The 16,501-nt window shown below is 70.5% G+C and carries 15 protein-coding genes; 13 read left to right on the top strand and 2 right to left on the bottom strand.

Annotated features, from left to right (window positions below; genetic code table 11):
- Window positions 1-108: 108 nt before the first annotated feature.
- From JHN63_RS32420 to JHN63_RS32410, 3 genes are all read left to right on the top strand, one after another.
- Entirely contained in the window at window positions 109-1,116 is a 1,008-nt protein-coding gene (locus tag JHN63_RS32420; RefSeq protein ID WP_200687363.1) for a methionine synthase, read from the top strand.
- Between the two features lie 15 nt (window positions 1,117-1,131).
- On the top strand, window positions 1,132-3,324 hold the full coding sequence (gene ligA / locus JHN63_RS32415) for an NAD-dependent DNA ligase LigA (RefSeq protein ID WP_200687360.1): 2,193 nt from the start codon (window positions 1,132-1,134) through the stop codon (window positions 3,322-3,324).
- A gap of 270 nt (window positions 3,325-3,594) precedes the next feature.
- A complete protein-coding gene (locus tag JHN63_RS32410) occupies window positions 3,595-5,853 on the top strand; it encodes a bifunctional diguanylate cyclase/phosphodiesterase (RefSeq protein ID WP_200687358.1) in 2,259 nt (752 codons plus the stop codon).
- A gap of 84 nt (window positions 5,854-5,937) precedes the next feature.
- Here the strand turns inward: JHN63_RS32410 and JHN63_RS32405 are convergent, their stop codons facing one another.
- Complete coding sequence (locus tag JHN63_RS32405; protein ID WP_200687356.1) at window positions 5,938-6,522, bottom strand: TetR/AcrR family transcriptional regulator; 585 nt, start codon at window positions 6,520-6,522, stop codon at window positions 5,938-5,940.
- Between the two features lie 96 nt (window positions 6,523-6,618).
- Here JHN63_RS32405 and JHN63_RS32400 point away from each other — a divergent pair, with 96 nt between their 5' ends.
- The 5 genes from JHN63_RS32400 (at window position 6,619) to gatB (ending at window position 10,670) form a co-directional block, all read left to right on the top strand.
- Window positions 6,619-6,990: a DUF4267 domain-containing protein gene (locus JHN63_RS32400; protein WP_200687354.1), complete on the top strand. Its 372-nt coding sequence runs from the start codon at window positions 6,619-6,621 to the stop codon at window positions 6,988-6,990.
- A gap of 106 nt (window positions 6,991-7,096) precedes the next feature.
- Window positions 7,097-7,393 (top strand): Asp-tRNA(Asn)/Glu-tRNA(Gln) amidotransferase subunit GatC, encoded by a 297-nt coding sequence (gene gatC, locus JHN63_RS32395; RefSeq protein ID WP_007384860.1) that lies wholly within the window; start codon window positions 7,097-7,099, stop codon window positions 7,391-7,393.
- Window positions 7,394-7,398: 5 nt separating this feature from the next.
- Window positions 7,399-8,901, top strand: coding sequence for an Asp-tRNA(Asn)/Glu-tRNA(Gln) amidotransferase subunit GatA (gene gatA / locus JHN63_RS32390; protein WP_200687352.1), 1,503 nt, complete (start codon window positions 7,399-7,401; stop codon window positions 8,899-8,901).
- Entirely contained in the window at window positions 8,898-9,140 is a 243-nt protein-coding gene (locus JHN63_RS32385) for a hypothetical protein (RefSeq protein ID WP_019068646.1), read from the top strand. Before gatA ends, JHN63_RS32385 begins: the two co-directional genes overlap by 4 nt.
- 15 nt (window positions 9,141-9,155) lie before the next feature.
- Complete coding sequence (gene gatB, locus JHN63_RS32380; protein WP_200687350.1) at window positions 9,156-10,670, top strand: Asp-tRNA(Asn)/Glu-tRNA(Gln) amidotransferase subunit GatB; 1,515 nt, start codon at window positions 9,156-9,158, stop codon at window positions 10,668-10,670.
- A 67-nt stretch (window positions 10,671-10,737) separates the two neighbouring features.
- Here the strand turns inward: gatB and JHN63_RS32375 are convergent, their stop codons facing one another.
- The gene (locus JHN63_RS32375; RefSeq protein WP_200687348.1) at window positions 10,738-11,520 is read right to left on the bottom strand and encodes a cyclopropane-fatty-acyl-phospholipid synthase family protein; all 783 of its coding nucleotides are present in this window, start codon (window positions 11,518-11,520) and stop codon (window positions 10,738-10,740) included.
- A gap of 117 nt (window positions 11,521-11,637) precedes the next feature.
- Between JHN63_RS32375 and JHN63_RS32370 the strand changes: the two genes are divergently transcribed.
- The 5 genes from JHN63_RS32370 to JHN63_RS32350 all read left to right on the top strand — a co-directional run bounded on the left by JHN63_RS32370 (window position 11,638) and on the right by JHN63_RS32350 (window position 16,018).
- Complete coding sequence (locus JHN63_RS32370) at window positions 11,638-11,940, top strand: hypothetical protein (RefSeq protein ID WP_200687346.1); 303 nt, start codon at window positions 11,638-11,640, stop codon at window positions 11,938-11,940.
- A gap of 206 nt (window positions 11,941-12,146) precedes the next feature.
- Window positions 12,147-14,390 carry an MMPL family transporter gene (locus JHN63_RS32365; RefSeq protein ID WP_200687344.1) on the top strand — a complete coding sequence of 748 codons (2,244 nt, stop codon included), beginning with the start codon at window positions 12,147-12,149 and terminating at the stop codon, window positions 14,388-14,390.
- Window positions 14,368-14,943, top strand: coding sequence for a GNAT family N-acetyltransferase (locus tag JHN63_RS32360; RefSeq protein ID WP_200687341.1), 576 nt, complete (start codon window positions 14,368-14,370; stop codon window positions 14,941-14,943). The genes JHN63_RS32365 and JHN63_RS32360 overlap by 23 nt, the downstream gene beginning before the upstream one ends.
- A gap of 35 nt (window positions 14,944-14,978) precedes the next feature.
- Window positions 14,979-15,635 (top strand): hypothetical protein, encoded by a 657-nt coding sequence (locus tag JHN63_RS32355; RefSeq protein ID WP_200687339.1) that lies wholly within the window; start codon window positions 14,979-14,981, stop codon window positions 15,633-15,635.
- A 197-nt stretch (window positions 15,636-15,832) separates the two neighbouring features.
- The gene (locus JHN63_RS32350; protein ID WP_200687337.1) at window positions 15,833-16,018 is read left to right on the top strand and encodes a hypothetical protein; all 186 of its coding nucleotides are present in this window, start codon (window positions 15,833-15,835) and stop codon (window positions 16,016-16,018) included.
- The last annotated feature ends 483 nt before the right edge of the window (window positions 16,019-16,501 follow it).

The raw sequence follows: 16,501 nt of genomic DNA, 5'->3' as shown, positions 1-16,501 counted from the left end.
AGCCCGTCCGGCGTTTGAGGACGAGGCCCCTTCAGGGCCGATGGGGGTCTGGGGGCGCAACCCCCAGGGGCGCGCCCGGACCGCCGGAGGGTTCCGTAGGCTGCCCAGGTGAGCAACAAGACTACGTTCAGCTTCGGTCCCGCCACCGGTGTCGGTTCACTCCCCGGCACCGACGCCCGTGAGGCCGCGAAGACCGCGACCGGGGCCTTCGAGGACTTTCCGTTCCTGCCCGAGCTGCCGGCCCGGGGACCCGGCGCGGACATGATCGGGCGGACCGCCGGGCTGCTCGTCGAGGTGTACGCGCGCGTGGAGCCCAGCGGTTGGCGGATCGGGGACCGGCCGGGGCGGGACACCAAGCGCGCCTGGGCGTGGCTGGGGGAGGACCTCGACGCGTTCGAGGAGTTCACCCAGGGCTACGAGGGGCCGCTCAAGGTGCAGGCCGTAGGACCCTGGACCCTCGCCGCCGGGCTGGAGTTGAGGAACGGCGAGGCCGTGCTCTCCGACCCCGGCGCCTGCCGCGACCTCGCCGGCTCGCTCGCCGAGGGCCTGCGCAATCACCTCGGCGAGGTCCAACGCCGCGTCCCCGGCGCCCAGATCGTGCTGCAACTCGACGAGCCGTCCCTGATCGGCGTCCTGCGCGGACAGGTCAGGTCCGCCAGCGGCTACCGCACCTACCGCGCCGTAGACCGCCAACTCGTCGAGAGCACACTCCGCGACGTCGTCGCCGTGCACACGAACGGCCCGGTCGTCGTCCACTCCTGCGCACCGGACGTGCCGTTCGCCCTGCTGCGCAGGGCGGGCGCCGCCGGGGTCTCCTTCGACTTCTCGCTCCTCACCGAGCGTGACGACGACGTGATCGGCGAGGCGGTCGAGGCCGGCACCCGGCTGTTCGCCGGTGTCGTGCCGGGCACGGACACCGCATTGTCAGACCCTGCCGGTAGCGTCATGGGTGTCAGGACGCTGTGGCGCAGGCTGGGGCTGCGACCGGGACTTCTCGCGGAGGCGGTCACGATCACCCCGTCGTGCGGACTCGCGGGGGCTTCCCCCGAGTACGCGCGCAAGGCTCTCGCCCACTGCGTCCGGGCGGCGAGATCCCTCGCGGACAACCCTGAGTGACGGAAGGACAACACGGTGGCCGGCGACAGGCAAGCGGAGACGGCGGTGCCCGCAGAGGCACGGGAGAAGCACGCGCAGCTCGCTGAGCAGATCGAGGAGCACCGCTTCCGGTACTACGTGAACGACGCCCCGGTCGTCAGCGACGCGGAATTCGACCAACTCCTGCGCGCCCTGGAGGCGTTGGAGGAGGAGTATCCCGAGCTGCGCACGCCGGACTCGCCGACCCAGAAGGTCGCGGGTGCGTACGAGACGGAGTTCACCTCCGTCGTCCACCGCTCCCGCATGCTCTCCCTGGACAACGCGTTCGACGACCTGGAGCTGGCCGCCTGGGCCGAGCGCGTCCACAAGGACGTCGGCACCTCCGACTACCACTTCCTGTGCGAGCTGAAGGTCGACGGCCTCGCCGTCAACCTCACGTATGAGCACGGCCGTCTCACGCGCGCGGCGACCCGCGGCGACGGCCGTACGGGCGAGGACATCACGCCCAACGTCCGCACGATCGCGGAGATCCCGGACCGGCTGACCGGCGAGCGCGTCCCCGACCTCGTGGAGATCCGCGGCGAGGTCTACTTCCCGATGGAGAAGTTCGAGGAGCTGAACGCCCGGCTGGTCGAGGCCGGCGACAAGCCCTTCGCCAACCCCCGTAACGCGGCGGCGGGTTCACTGCGCCAGAAGGACCCCCGCGTCACCGCCGGCCGCCCCCTGCACATGGTCGTGCACGGCATCGGCGCCCTGGAGGGCTTCGACCCCCTCACCCGTCTCTCCGAGGCGTACATCCTGCTGAAGACCTGGGGCCTGCCCACCTCCCCGCACAACAAGGTGGTCGACGACCTCGACGGCGTACGGGAGTTCATCCGGTACTACGGCGAGAACCGCCACTCCGTGGCCCACGAGATCGACGGCGTGGTCGTCAAGCTCGACGAGATCCCCCTCCAGGGACGCCTCGGCTCCACCTCCCGCGCCCCGCGCTGGGCGATCGCGTGGAAGTACGCGCCCGAGGAGGTCAACACCAAGCTCGTCAACATCCGGGTGGGCGTGGGCCGTACGGGCCGGGTCACGCCGTACGCCCAGGTCGAGCCGGTGACGGTGGCCGGCTCGGAGGTCGAGTTCGCGACGCTGCACAACCAGGAGGTCGTCAAGGCCAAGGGCGTGCTCATCGGCGACACGGTGGTGCTGCGCAAGGCCGGTGACGTCATCCCGGAGATCCTCGGCCCGGTCGCCGACCTGCGCGACGGCAGCGAGCGGGAGTTCGTGATGCCGGCCGAGTGCCCCGAGTGCGGGACGCCGCTGCGGCCGATGAAGGAGGGCGACATCGACCTCCGCTGCCCGAACGCCCGTGCCTGCCCTGCCCAGTTGAGGGAGCGGCTGTTCTACCTCGCGGGCCGCAAGGCGCTGGACATCGACCACTTCGGCTATGTGTCGGCCGCCGCCCTCACCAATCCGCTGGAGCCGGCCGACCCGCCGCTGAAGAACGAGGGCGACCTGTTCGACCTCACCATCGAGCAGTTGCTGCCCATCAAGGCGTACGTCCGCGACCAGAACAGCGGGCTGCCCAAGCGCGACCCGAAGACCGGCGAGGAGAAGATCGCCACGGTCTTCGCCAACCAGCTGGGCGAGCCGAAGAAGAACGCGCTCGCGATGCTGGAGACCATCGCGGCGGCCAAGGACAGCCCGCTCGCCCGCATCCTCACCGGCCTGTCGATCCGTCATGTCGGCCCGGTCGCGGCCGAGGCGCTGGCCCGGGGGTTCCGTTCGATCGAGCGGATCGAGCAGGCCACCGAGAAGGAGCTGGCGGACACCGCCGGTGTCGGCGAGATCATCGCCGCCTCGCTCAAGGAGTGGTTCGCCGAGGACTGGCACCAGGAGATCCTCCGCAAGTGGCGGGCCGCCGGGGTCCGTATGGAGGACGAGGGTTCCGCCGAGGACGAGGGCCCGCGCCCGCTGGAGGGGCTGACCGTCGTCGTGACCGGCACACTCGAGCACTTCACCAGGGACGGGGCGAAGGACGCCCTGCAGAGCCGGGGAGCGAAAGTGACCGGTTCTGTTTCGAAGAAGACGTCTTTCGTCGTCGTAGGTGACAATCCTGGTTCCAAGTACGACAAGGCGATGCAGGTCAAGGTGCCTGTTCTGAACGAGGACGGCTTCACCGTCTTGTTGGAACAGGGACCCGAGGCGGCCGCCGAAGTCGCGCTTCCGGTCGAGGAGTAGCGAGGAGCAGCGGTTGAAGGCCACCCGATTGGCGCATACCAGATGCATACGGGTGGCCGGGTCGCATTCGGGCAACCGTCTACGACCGCTGCCCGTGGAAGCCTTCTGCGGCCTACTGTTGAGGTGTGCACCTGCCGTGCCCAGCTGCGGTTGGGGCAACCCCCTGCTCTTGGTGAGCAGGGGGAGGGGTTTTCCAAACGCGGTGCCGTTGACGGAAGTCGGGCATCGGACCGCGTGGCGTGGGCACCGCCGGCTGTGAGAGGGACGGGAATGGAACCGACCGAGAGCGCCCCCCCGGACTCTCCGCTGCGCCGGCTCACCGGCGCCTGGCGGAAGAGTCGTTGGGGAGCGCGACCCGTGGAGCGTCCGGGCGCCCAGCCGCGCGCCACCGGGCAGTACTCCACACCGGACGCCCGGCACTCCGTACCGCTCTCCGCCGACCCGAGCTCAGGGCTGCCGGACAGCGAGGGCGAGCGCCATCTCACCTGGCCCGCGCTGCCCACGGCGGTCGTGGTCACGGCCGCGTTCGTCCTCGGCGCCGGATTCTTCCGGGCGTTCACCGGCGACCACGCGCTCTTCCCGTCCGGCACGGTCGGCTGGTCGCTGGCCGTCCTGACCGGCATCATCGTCGGCCACCTGGTCGCCCTCGGCCGCGCCCGCTGGTGGGGCGGCACCGGCTCGGGCGCCGCCCTCACCCTCGGCGTCCTGCTGCTCTACGGCTGGGTCGCCGCCGGCATGGTCAGCCTCACCGTCGTCGTGCTGGTCGGCATAGCCCGCCGCAACCGCTGGCGCCAGGGAGTGCTGCACGGCGCGGTGGACATCCTCGGCATCGCCGCTGGAGCACTCGTCCTGCGCGCGTTCGGCCGGGTGCCGTCCGTCGAGAAGCCCTGGAACCCGGACACCTGGACGGTCTACACCGCGCCCGAGGTGGTCCTGGTCGCCGTCGCCTATCTGGCCGTGACCCGCACCCTCCTCTGGTACCTGCACGCCCCGCGCCACGGCGGACTGCCCACCGTCGCCCGCACCGCCCTGCTCAGACAGGGCCTGGTCGCGGTCGCCCTGCTCGGCATCGCCCCGCTGATCTGTGTGGTCGCCGTGGCCCAGCCGGTGCTGCTGCCGCTGTTCTCGATCCCGCTGATCGCCCTCGACTCCACTTTGTGGATGGCTCGGGCCCGGGCCGAGGAACAGTTGCGCGACCCGCTGACCGGACTGCCCAACCGGCAGTGGCTCCTGGAGCGCATCTGGACCGCGCTGGACGACGCCGAGCGCATCGGTGCCAAGGCCGCACTCATGCTGATCGACCTCGACCGTTTCCGATCGGTCAATGACACCTTGGGTCATCTGGCCGGTGACCGGCTGCTGTTGCAGATAGCCGACCGGCTGCGGGTGGCGCTGCCGCGCGGGGCGGAGGCCGCACGGCTCGGTGGTGACGAGTTCGCCGTCCTGCTGCCCGTCGCCGACTCCACCACGTCCGCGACCCGGGTCGCCCGCAACCTCGTCGCCGCGCTCAGCTCCCCGCTCGACCTCGACGGGCTCACCCTCGTCCTGGAGGCCAGCGCGGGTGTCGCCGTCTTCCCCGACCACGCCCTCGACGCCGAGGGGCTGCTGCGCCGGGCGGACGTGGCGATGTACCAGGCGAAGCGGGACCGTACGGGCGTAGAGGTCTACGAGTCCAAGCGGGACTCCAACACCCCTGACCGGCTGGGCCTGTTGGGGGATCTGCGGCGGGCGCTCGACGCGCACGAGGTGCAGTTGCACTACCAGCCCAAGGTGCGCTTCGACGGTCAGGTGGCCGGGCTCGAGGCGCTGGTGCGGTGGGTGCACCCGGAGCGCGGGAAGGTGCCGCCGGACGAGTTCATAGCGATCGCCGAGTCCTCCGGGCTGATGCCCCATCTCACCGAGTACGTGCTCGACACCGCGCTCGCCCAGGTCGCCAGATGGCGGGCCCAGGGACTGTTCGTACCGGTCGCGGTGAACGTCTCCCCGCGCGATGTGCACACCCCCGGGTTCGCGGGGTCCGTGGCCGCGCGCCTGGCCCGGCACGGCGTTCCGGCGGGCTCGCTCCAACTGGAGATCACGGAACACGTCCTCCTGGAGGACCCCCAGCGCGCCGCGGACACCCTCAACGGTCTGACCGGACACGGCGTGAAGATGTCCCTCGACGACTTCGGGACGGGGTACTCGTCCCTGGTGCATCTACGGCGGCTGCCGGTCAGCGAGTTGAAGATCGACCGGTCGTTCGTGGCCCGGCTGGCGGTGGACACGGAGGATGCGGAGATCGTGCGCTGCACGGTTGATCTGGCACATTCCCTGGGGTTGCTCGTCGTCGCCGAGGGAGTCGAGGACGACGAGACATGGGAGCGGCTGCGGGATCTCGGGTGTGACGCCGTGCAGGGGTGGCTGGTCGCCGCCGCCATGCCGCCCGAGGACATGACCGCCTGGTTGCTGGCGAGGGGGTCTCGGGGCTGGCAGCGGCCTCGGGCGGCCTTGCCCGCGGCTGCCGCCGACGATCCGGGGCGGCTCGGCTGAGTTTTTGAGTGCGGGTGCGCTGTTGCCGGGCGCGCCCATGCGGCGGAGCCGCACCTTGATACAGCCCCGCGCCCCTGCGGTGGGTCAGCCCGCCCTCGTCGTGAAGTGACTGATCAGCAGCGCCAGGCGCTCCTCGTGTGCCCCCTCCGGCAGGCGGCCGCTGCGCATCAGCGTCACCAAGCCGTGCAGGCCCGCCCAGTACGTCTCCGTCAGCAGGGCCGGGTCGTCGCCCTCGGCCGCGATGGGCTCGACCGCCTGGAGGATCTCACCGAAGGCCGCCTGCAAGGGCGCCGGTGCCTCCGGGGTCGCGAACGGTAGGTCCACCATGTGGGTGAACATCGCGTCGTAGAGCGCGGGGCGGAGGCGTCCGAACGACGTGTACGTCTCGCCGATCGCGGCCAGCGCCCCGCGCGTGTCCTTCGCCGCCGTGCGTGCCGTACGCAGTTCGACGGCCAGGACGGCGCAGCCCTCCACCGCGACGGCCGCCATGATCGCGCCCTTGTCCTTGAAGTGGCTGTAGAGCACGGGCTGGCTGTACTCGATCTCGGCCGCCAGCCGCCGGGTCGTCACCGCGTCCCAGCCCTCCGTCTCGGCCAGTTCCCGTGCGGCCGAGACGATCAGCAGCTCCCGCTCCGCCCGTTCGCGCTCCCGGCGCTTCTGAATCGTCATGCCTCGAATTCTAGCATCGCTAGCGTTCCTGTCGACGCTCTGCTAGCTTCGCTCTTGTTGCTAGCGATGCTAGAAAACGAGACGAGGAGAAGTGACGTGACCATCACCGCGTACACCCTGGCGATCCTGCTGGACCTGTTCTGCCTGTTCCTCGGCTACCGGTTCCTGTTCCAGCCCGGCCCCGCCGCCACCGGCTACGGCGTGTCGGCCGACCCGGCCGGTGACGCCCGCGCCTACCTCACGATCAAGGGCTCCAGGGACGGCACGCTCGGTCTGATCGGCCTGGCTCTGCTGGCCTTCGCCGGGGCCCAGGCCGAGGCGTGGTTCATGCTCTGCGTGGCTGTCATACCGCTCGGCGACACCCTGATCGTGCTGCGCAACGGCGGCACGAAGGCCGTGGCCTTCGGGATCCACTTCGCCACGGCGGTCGTCGTACTGATCACCGCCGTCCTGCTGTTCCTCGTCTGACGGGGCGCCCCGGACCGGGGCCCCGGCGAAACCGTTTAACGGCTGAGGCCCCCCGCCCCATAGGATTGGCGCCAAACCACACACACTCACCCCAGAGGAACGCCGCATGCCTGGCATCACGCGCGAGGAGGTCGCCCACCTCGCCCGGCTGGCGCGTCTGGAGCTGAAGCCCGAAGAGCTCGAGCACTTCGCGGGACAGCTGGACGACATCATCGGCGCGGTCGCCCGCGTCAGCGAGGTCGCCGACCAAGACGTACCGCCGACCTCCCACCCGCTGCCGCTGACGAACGTCATGCGCGCGGACGAGGTCCGTCCCTCGCTCACCCCCGAGCAGGCGCTCTCCGGCGCCCCGGCCCAGGAGCAGCAGCGTTTCAAGGTGCCGCAGATCCTGGGGGAGGACTAATCACCATGACGGACCACAGCAGCATCATCCGGCTGACCGCCGCCGAGACCGCCGCGAACATCGCGTCCGGCGTCCTCACGGCCGTCGAGGTCACCGAGGCCCACCTCGCCCGGATCGAGGAGGTCGACGCGAAGGTGCACGCCTTCCTGCACGTCGACCGCGAGGGCGCCCTCGCGCAGGCCCGTGCCGTCGACGCGAAGCGGGCCAGGGGCGAGGAGTTGGGGCCGCTCGCCGGCGTTCCGCTCGCGCTCAAGGACATCTTCACCACCGAGGGCATCCCGACGACCGTCGGCTCCAAGATCCTCGAGGGCTGGATCCCGCCGTACGACGCGACCGTCACCAAGCGGCTGAAGGCCGCCGATGTCGTCATCCTCGGCAAGACCAACATGGACGAGTTCGCCATGGGGTCCTCCACCGAGAACAGCGCGTACGGGCCGACCGGCAACCCCTGGGACCTCACCAAGATCCCCGGCGGCTCCGGTGGCGGTTCCTCCGCCGCGCTCGCCTCCTTCCAGGCGCCCCTCGCGATCGGCACCGACACCGGCGGCTCGATCCGCCAGCCGGCCGCCGTCACCGGCACGGTGGGCGTCAAGCCGACGTACGGCGCGGTCTCCCGCTACGGCATGGTCGCCTTCTCCTCCTCCCTCGACCAGGGTGGGCCCTGCGCCCGTACGGTCCTGGACGCGGCGCTGCTGCACGAGGTCATCGCCGGGCACGACCCGCTGGACTCGACGTCGATCGACGCCCCGGTCCCGCCGGTCGTCGAGGCCGCCCGCAACGGCAGCGTGCAGGGCATGCGGGTCGGTGTCGTCAAGCAGTTCCGCGGCGAGGGCTACCAGGCCGGTGTCATCCAGCGCTTCGACGAGGCCGTCGCCGTACTGAAGGAACTGGGCGCCGAGATCGTCGAGTTGGACTGCCCGTCCTTCGATCTCGCCCTGTCGGCGTACTACCTGATCGCGCCCTCCGAGTGTTCGTCGAACCTGGCCCGTTTCGACGGCCTGCGCTACGGCCTGCGCACGGGCGACGACGGCACCCACTCGGCCGAAGAGGTCACCTCGATCACCCGTGAGGCGGGCTTCGGCCCCGAGGTGAAGCGCCGCATCATGCTCGGCACGTACGCCCTGTCGAGTGGCTACTACGACGCGTACTACGGCAGCGCCCAGAAGGTCCGTACGCTCATCACCCGCGACTTCGAGAAGTCGTTCGAGAGCGTCGACGTGATCGTGTCGCCGACGACACCGACCACCGCCTTCCCGATCGGCGAGCGTGCCGACGACCCGATGGCGATGTACCTCGCGGACCTGTGCACCATCCCGACCAACCTGGCGGGCAACTCGGCCATGTCGCTGCCCTGCGGTCTCGCACCGGAGGACGGTCTGCCGGTCGGGCTCCAGATCATCGCGCCGGCGCTGAAGGACGACCGTCTTTACAAGGTCGGCGCCGCCGTAGAGGCCGCCTTCGTGGAAAAGTGGGGCCACCCGCTGCTTGAGGAGGCACCGTCGCTGTGAGCAACGCACTGTCGAAGGCCAAGGGCTTCAAGAAGTCCAAGTCCGGCACGTATGTGTCCATCGCCACCACCGCGTTCGGCGCGCTGGGTGTCGCCAAGCAGATCAAGAAGGCGCGCACCGAGCACGACACGCTCCGTCTGATCGACGCCACGGTCTCCGCCGTCGCGATCGTCACCGGCCTCGCCATCCTGTACCGCGAGCTGAAGCGGCTGGGCGACGACGACGTCCTGCTGGGCTGAGAGGGAAAGTTCACCGTGACCACCACGACCGACCTGGAGTCGTACGAGGACGCTCTCGCGTCGTACGACCCCGTCATGGGCCTTGAGGTCCATGTCGAACTCGGCACCAAGACCAAGATGTTCTGCGGCTGTTCGACCGAACTGGGCGCCGAGCCCAACTCGCAGACCTGCCCGACCTGCCTCGGCATGCCCGGCGCGCTCCCGGTCGTCAACGCGATCGGCGTCGAGTCCGCGATCAAGATCGGCCTCGCGCTGAACTGCGAGATCGCCGAGTGGTGCCGCTTCGCCCGGAAGAACTACTTCTATCCGGACATGCCGAAGAACTTCCAGACCTCCCAGTACGACGAGCCGATCGCCTTCAACGGCTATCTGGACGTCCAGTTGGAGGACGGCGAGACCTTCCGGGTGCAGATCGAGCGCGCCCACATGGAGGAGGACACCGGCAAGTCGCTGCACGTCGGCGGCGCGACGGGCCGTATCCACGGCGCCTCGCACTCGCTGCTCGACTACAACCGCGCCGGCATCCCGCTCATCGAGATCGTCACCAAGCCGATCGAGGGCGCCGGTGAGCGCGCTCCCGAGGTCGCCAAGGCGTACGTCGCGGAGCTGCGCGAGCTGATCCGGGCGCTCGGGGTCTCCGAGGCGCGCATGGAGCAGGGGCAGATGCGCTGCGACGTGAACCTGTCGCTGCGTCCGCACGGCCGCGAGAAGTTCGGTACGCGGAGTGAGACCAAGAACGTCAACTCCCTTCGTTCCGTTGAGCGTGCCGCCCGCTACGAGATCCAGCGCCACGCCGCGGTGCTGAACTCCGGCGGCACGATCATCCAGGAGACCCGCCACTTCCACGAGGACACCGGGTCGACGACCTCGGGCCGTGTGAAGGAGGAGGCGGAGGACTACCGGTACTTCCCGGAGCCGGACCTGGTGCCGGTCGCCCCCTCGCGCGAGTGGGTCGAGGAGATCCGTACCGGGCTGCCCGAGCAGCCGCTGGCCCGCCGCAACCGGCTGCGCGAGGAGTGGGGGATCAGCGCGTTCGACATGCAGTCGATCCTCAACGCCGGTGCCATCGACTCGATCGTCGCGACGATCGACGCCGGTGCCGACGCGGCCTCCGCGCGCAAGTGGTGGATGGGTGAACTGGCGCGCAGCGCCAACGAGTCGGGCACCTCGATCGACGAGCTGCCCATCACGCCGGCGCAGGTCGCCCGGGTCACCGCGCTGGTGTCCGCCGGTGACCTGAACGACAAGCTGGCCCGCCAGGTCATCGAAGGCGTCCTCGCCGGCGAGGGCACCCCGGACGAGGTCGTCGACAAGCGCGGCCTGAAGGTCGTCTCCGACGACGGCGCCCTCACCACCGCAGTCCAGGAGGCCATCGCCGGCAACCCGGGCATCGCCGACAAGATCCGCGGCGGCAAGGTCGCGGCGGCCGGCGCCCTGGTCGGCGCGGTCATGAAGGCCACCCGTGGCCAGGCCGACGCGGCCCGCGTCAAGGAGCTCATCCTGGAGCAACTGGGCGTCAGCGAAGGCTGATTCAGCACACCGTGCACGGCCCCGGAGACACGCTCTCCGGGGCCGTTCCCGTTGGGGACCGAAGAACCTACGTCCGGCGGCCCACGACCCGGGCGAAGCCGAGGAGTCGGCCCTGGTCGGCGGTCACCAGCTCCACCGACTCACGGGCCATCCGCGCCATCCAGTCGTAGGGACTCTCCTCGGCGCACACCTCGCTCCACAGCAGCCAGTCCTTCCAGCCGTCTGGCTGCCAGTCGGCGGCCTCGACCTCCACGGTCCCGCCGCGTGTCCAGTGGCGGCGCCACCAGGCGGGGGAGTGGAAGGCCCAGAACCCCGGGTCCCAGAAGGGCTTCAGATGTTCCGGCGGTTCGTCGTCGGCCAACTCCTCCCGGAGCGCGGGCATGACGACGCCGATCCGGCCGCCGGGCTTCAACAGCCGTGTCAGCGTGGGCAGATAGAGGTCGGCGGTGCCGAAGTACTGGTACGCGTCGATCGACACGATCGCGTCGAACGTGCCCTCCGCGAAGGGCAGGTCGTGCGCCTCCACGTGCAGGGGCAGCACGCGGTCCGCGACACCCGCCTCGGCGATCCGTACGGCGTTCTCGTCGGGCTTCACCCACAGGTCGGCGGCGGTGACCTGGACGCCGTACTCCTTGGCGAGGAAGACGGAGGTCATGGCGCGGCCGCAGCCCAGGTCGAGGACGCGCGCGCCGGGGCGCAGCGTGTCGAGGCCGAGGGCGGGAGCCAGCCATTCCAGCAGCCACAGCGCGTGCGGGCCCATCTGGTTCTCGATGGTCCAGCGGACGTCGTAGGTGTTGCTGCGCGGGTAGCGGGGGTGGGTCAGGCGGTCGGTCGGTTCGGTGTCGGACATCGGTGAACGGGCTCCTCCGGTTCTGCGTAGCTCCCTGTGGGAGAGCAACGAGATTGTGGAGGACGTCGGTTGGCCGCGCACCAGGTTTCTCAGGCGGAGGCGCTACGCTCGCCCGCCATGGACGGACGCGGAGATTCCGAGTTGTCCGAATCGGACGACTTCGACGACTTGGCACTGGACGCGCGGCGGGCCCGCTGGACGGCGCTCCTGACCGGCGCCGTGCTGGCCCTCGCCGGGGTGGCCGCGGCGGCGCTGAGAGCCACCGGTTCCGCACCGGTGCTGGTCCCGGCCGCGTATGCCGTGGGTGCGGCTCTGTGCGCGCTCGCCGCGGTCCTCGGGTCCAGGGGCCGTACCAGACGGGCGCTTTGGCTGTTGGTCGTCGGCGCGATGGTGATGGCGCTGGGGGACCAGTTCGACTGAGGTGCCGGCCGGGGTGACAGAGTCGCCGTTACTGTCCTGTGATCTGGCTCCCACTCCGGTGCTGAAGCCCTCGAACGCGATGAACGATCACTTTCGGCTGCGAGAGTGGGCCTCGTATCGCTCATGCGTTCTTTGCGGGCTGTTCATCCTTCGGACGATGTTTCCCGGTCAAAGATCCACAACTCGCCATCCCCGGGAGCACGTTCGTGGCAGCCCTTGCACGCTGGTGTGTTCGGCACCGCCTCGTCGCCGTCCTGCTGTGGCTCCTCGCGTTCGGCGGGGTCACCGCGGCCGCCGCCGTCACCGGCTCGGCGTACTCGAACGACTACGAGGCCCCCGGCACCGAGTCCGGCCGTGCGACGCAGCTCCTCAAGGAGGGGTTCCCGGGTCTCGGCGGCGACAGCGACATCGTCGTCTGGCGCACCTCGCCCGGTTCCGTCCGCGCCGCCGACGTCGAACAGACCATGACCGACGCCCTGGACACGATCGCGAGCCTGCCCGGAGTCGCCTCCGTGGTCAGTCCGTACGACGGCCAGGGCAGCGGCCGGATCAGCGCCGACGGGCGGACCGCCTACGCCACCGTCACCTTCGCGCACCAGGCCGAGGACATCGACGCGTCCGAGGCGCGGGCCGTCGTCCGCGCCGCCAAGGCCGCCGGGACCGACGGGCTCCAGGTCGAACTGGGCGGCAGCGCCATCGCGCTCACCGAGACGTCGAGCGGACACACCGCCGAGATCGTCGGGGTCGCCGTCGCCGCCCTCGTGCTGTTCCTCGCCTTCGGCTCGCTCGCGGCCTCGCTCCTGCCCATCGGCACCGCCCTGGTGAGCGTCGGCACCGCGTACGCGGCGATCGTGCTCCTGGGACACGCGATGACCGTCGCCGACTTCGCGCCCATGCTCGGCATGCTGATCGGGCTCGGCGTCGGCATCGACTACGCGCTGTTCATCGTGACCCGACATCGACGCGGGCTGAAACGCGGACTGTCCGTCACGGAGGCGGTCACCAACGCGGTCGTCACCACCGGGCGCGCGGTCGTCTTCGCGGGCGCCACGGTCTGCATAGCCCTCCTGGGGATGCTGATCCTGCGGCTCGGCTTCCTCAACGGGGTCGCGATCGCCGCCTCGTTGACGGTGGTGCTCACCGTCGCGGCCTCCGTGACCCTGCTCCCGGCCCTGCTGTCCTTCATCGGCCCGCGCGCCCTCAGCCGCCGCGAACGCCGCCGGCTGGCCGAGCACGGGCCCCAGCCGGAGCTGCCCACCGGCCTCGCCGCCCGCTGGTCCGCGTTCGTCGAGCGCCGGCCCAAACTCCTCGGCGCCCTCGCCCTGGTCGTCATCACCGTCCTCGCGCTGCCCACGCTCGCCCTCCACCTGGGCACCTCCGACCAGGGCAACGACCCCAAGTCCTCGACCACCCGCCAGGCCTACGACCTCCTCGCGGCCGGCTTCGGCCCCGGCGTCAACGGCCCCCTCACCCTCGTCACGAAGATCGACGGCGCCGAGGACAGGCTCACCCTCGACAACCTCTCCGCCACCCTCCGCACCACTGAGGGCGTGGCCTCCGTGACCTCGGTGACCTACGACGGCAGCGGCTCCACCGGGTACTTCAGCGTCGTACCGGACTCGGCGCCGCAGTCCCAGCGGACCAGCGACCTCGTCGACCGGCTGCGCACCGAGGTGCTGCCGCGGGCGGAGACGGGCACGTCGCTCGACATCCACGTCGGCGGGGTGACGGCCGGCTACGACGACTTCGCGGACGTCATCGTCGGCAAGCTCCCGCTGTTCGTCGGGGTCGTCATCTCGCTCGGCTGTGTGCTGCTCCTGCTCGCCTTCCGCTCGATCGGCATCCCGCTCAAGGCCGCCGCGATGAACGTCGCGGCCGTGGCGGCCGCCTTCGGGGTCGTCGTCGCGATCTTCCAGTGGGGCTGGGGAAGCGAGTTCCTGGGCCTGGGACGCGCCGGACCGATAGAACCCTTCCTCCCCGTGATCATGGTGTCGGTCCTCTTCGGGCTCTCCATGGACTACCAGGTCTTCCTCGTCAGCCGGATGTACGAGGAATGGCTGGAAACCGGCGACAACCGCCGGGCCGTCCGCGTCGGCCTCGCCGAGACCAGCCGGGTCATCAACTCGGCCGCCGTCATCATGATCTCGGTCTTCCTCGCCTTCGTGCTCAGCGGCGACCGCGTGATCGCCATGTTCGGCATCGCGCTCGCCGCCGCCGTCGCCCTGGACGCGTTCGTGCTGCGCACGCTCCTGGTGCCCGCCCTCATGCACCTGCTCGGCGGCGCCAACTGGTGGCTGCCGCGCGGCCTGGACCGCGTCCTGCCCCGCATCAGCATCGAGCCGCCCGAGTGCCGCGCCGCCCATGAGAGGCTGGCCGCCGCGACGGACGCCGAGGTGGCGGACGTCCTGGCGAAGGAGCGGGAGCAGGATGTACGCGATATCCCTGGGTGACGACGGGGCCGAACTGCGTCCCCTGGAGCCGTGGCACGCCGAGGAGTTCCTCGCGCATCTGGACCGCGGCCGGGAGTTCATCGGCCAGTACATCTCCTTCGGGTCCAGGGCGACGGACGTCGAGTCGGCGCGGGGGGACCTCCAGCGCTACGCCGACCTCCGCGCCGCCGACAGCGCGTCCCTGCACGGCATCTGGCTGGACGGCACGCTCGTGGGCGGGGTCCTCTTCCTGAACTTCCACGCCGACCAGGGCAACTGCGAGGTCGGCTGCTGGCTGGAACCCGCCGCTGCCGGGCGCGGGCTGATCACCCGCGCGATGCGGATTCTCATCGACTTCGCGATCGAACAGCGCGGCATCCACCGGGTCGAATGGCAGGCCGCCGCGGGCAATGAGAAGAGCCTGAATGTTGCCCGCCGCATGGGCATGACCAGGGACGGCGTCCTGCGCGAGTCACACCCCTACGGGGGCGTTCGGCACGACATCGAGGTGTGGTCCGTGCTCGCGCCCGAGTGGCGCGAGGCACGCGCGCGTGCCGTGCGCGCCGATCTTTAAGGAACTTCTCAGAAACCACCCCTACCGTGCGCACCATGGGTACCAAGACTGTTGACGAGGCCGCGAACGAGGCCACCGAGGTGAAGAGCGACGCGGAGACCGTCGACGTCACCAAGTCCGATGTGACGAAGACCGATGTCACCAAGACCGACGAGGAAGTGACCGAGCAGGAACCCGCGAACGCGGAGGCCACCGAGGCCGAGGCCGAGGCCGCAGCCGCCGAGGACGAGGACGACCTCACCGAGGAGGAGTACGCGGCCGAGCTCGCGAAGCTCGGGCTGGAGGAGCCGGAAGGCCCCACCGGCGTCGGCCAGGGTGCCGCCGCCGTGGTCTCCGCCGCGCTCGGCTTCATCTCGCTCTCCGGCGGCTGGATCGGCTCCGTCGCCGCCGCCCGCGAGACCCTCGTGGGCCAGCTCCACACCGCCTCCACGGCGAGCGTCGCCACCCAGATCAAGGAGGTCTACGGCGACGCGTGGCACACCACCGCGCTGTGGGCGGGCATCTTCGCTCTGGTCGGCGCGCTCGTGGGTGTCGCGGCCCTGGTCCGGCCCGCGTTCGGCGCGCCCGGCAAGCCGCAGGCCACGTGGATCAAGTCGGTCGCCTGGGCCGGCGTCGCGCTCGGTGTCGTAGGACTGCTCCTGGCCGTCCTCAAGTACACCGACGTGCTGCTCAGCCTGCCGTCCGCGACCTGAGTCACCGCGGTTCATCAGGGGTCTTAGGCCCTCCGTAAGCACCTTACGGAGGGCCTAAGACCCCTTACGCATGTCTAAGGCCCGCCCGGCTCCGCAAGATGCGGAACTCTCCCGATGTGGCGGACCCCCCTGGGAGACGAAGGTTGAGGCATCGCAGAAAGCGAAGCCCGACAACCGCCTCCACCAAGGGACTTGAGATGTACGAGTACGAACTCCACCAGCTCCGCTCCGCCGAACTCCGCCGCCAGGCCGCCAACGAACGCCAGGCCCGCGAAGCCGTACGAGAGGCCCGAGCCGCCCGCCGCGAACAGGCCCGCCGCGCCGCCGAGGGCGAGGTGCATAGCCAGGGCCCCCGCAAGCACCTGTTCGCCCGCGCGTCGTGACGGTTCGGGGCGGGCAGGACGACGACCGCGCGGTGACTGCCGGTCCGGACGGTCGCGCGGTTCCTGCCCGGCTGGATGGTTCTACGGCACCTGCCCAGCAGGCCGGTCCTACCGTGCCCCCTCGGCAGGCCGGTCGTACGGTGTCCGCCGAGCCGGGCGGCGACCGTGCGGTGTCCGCCGGGCAGGACGGTGATCGTATGGTGCCTGCCGGGCAGGACGGTTCTACGGAGCACGTTCAGCAGGGTGATTCCACGGAGTTCGCCGTGCAGGGCAACGGCCGTGTGGTGCCCGCCGGGCCGGGCGGTTCTACGGTGTCCGCTCGGCAGGGTGTTCGAACGGTCTCCGCCAGTCAGGGCGGCGAGCGTGTGGTGTCAGCTGGGCAGGCGGGTTCTGCGGCGTCCGCCGGGCCGGATGGTTCTTCGGTGCCCGGTCGGCGGGGCGGCCGTGAGGTGTCTGCTCGGCCGGGCGGTTCTACGGTGTCCG

It is taken from the genome of Streptomyces sp. MBT65, assembly GCF_016612545.1.
GTDB lineage: Bacteria > Actinomycetota > Actinomycetes > Streptomycetales > Streptomycetaceae > Streptomyces.
The sequence above is the reverse complement of the archived record's forward strand: the minus strand, read 5'-3'. Positions and strand labels throughout refer to the sequence as shown.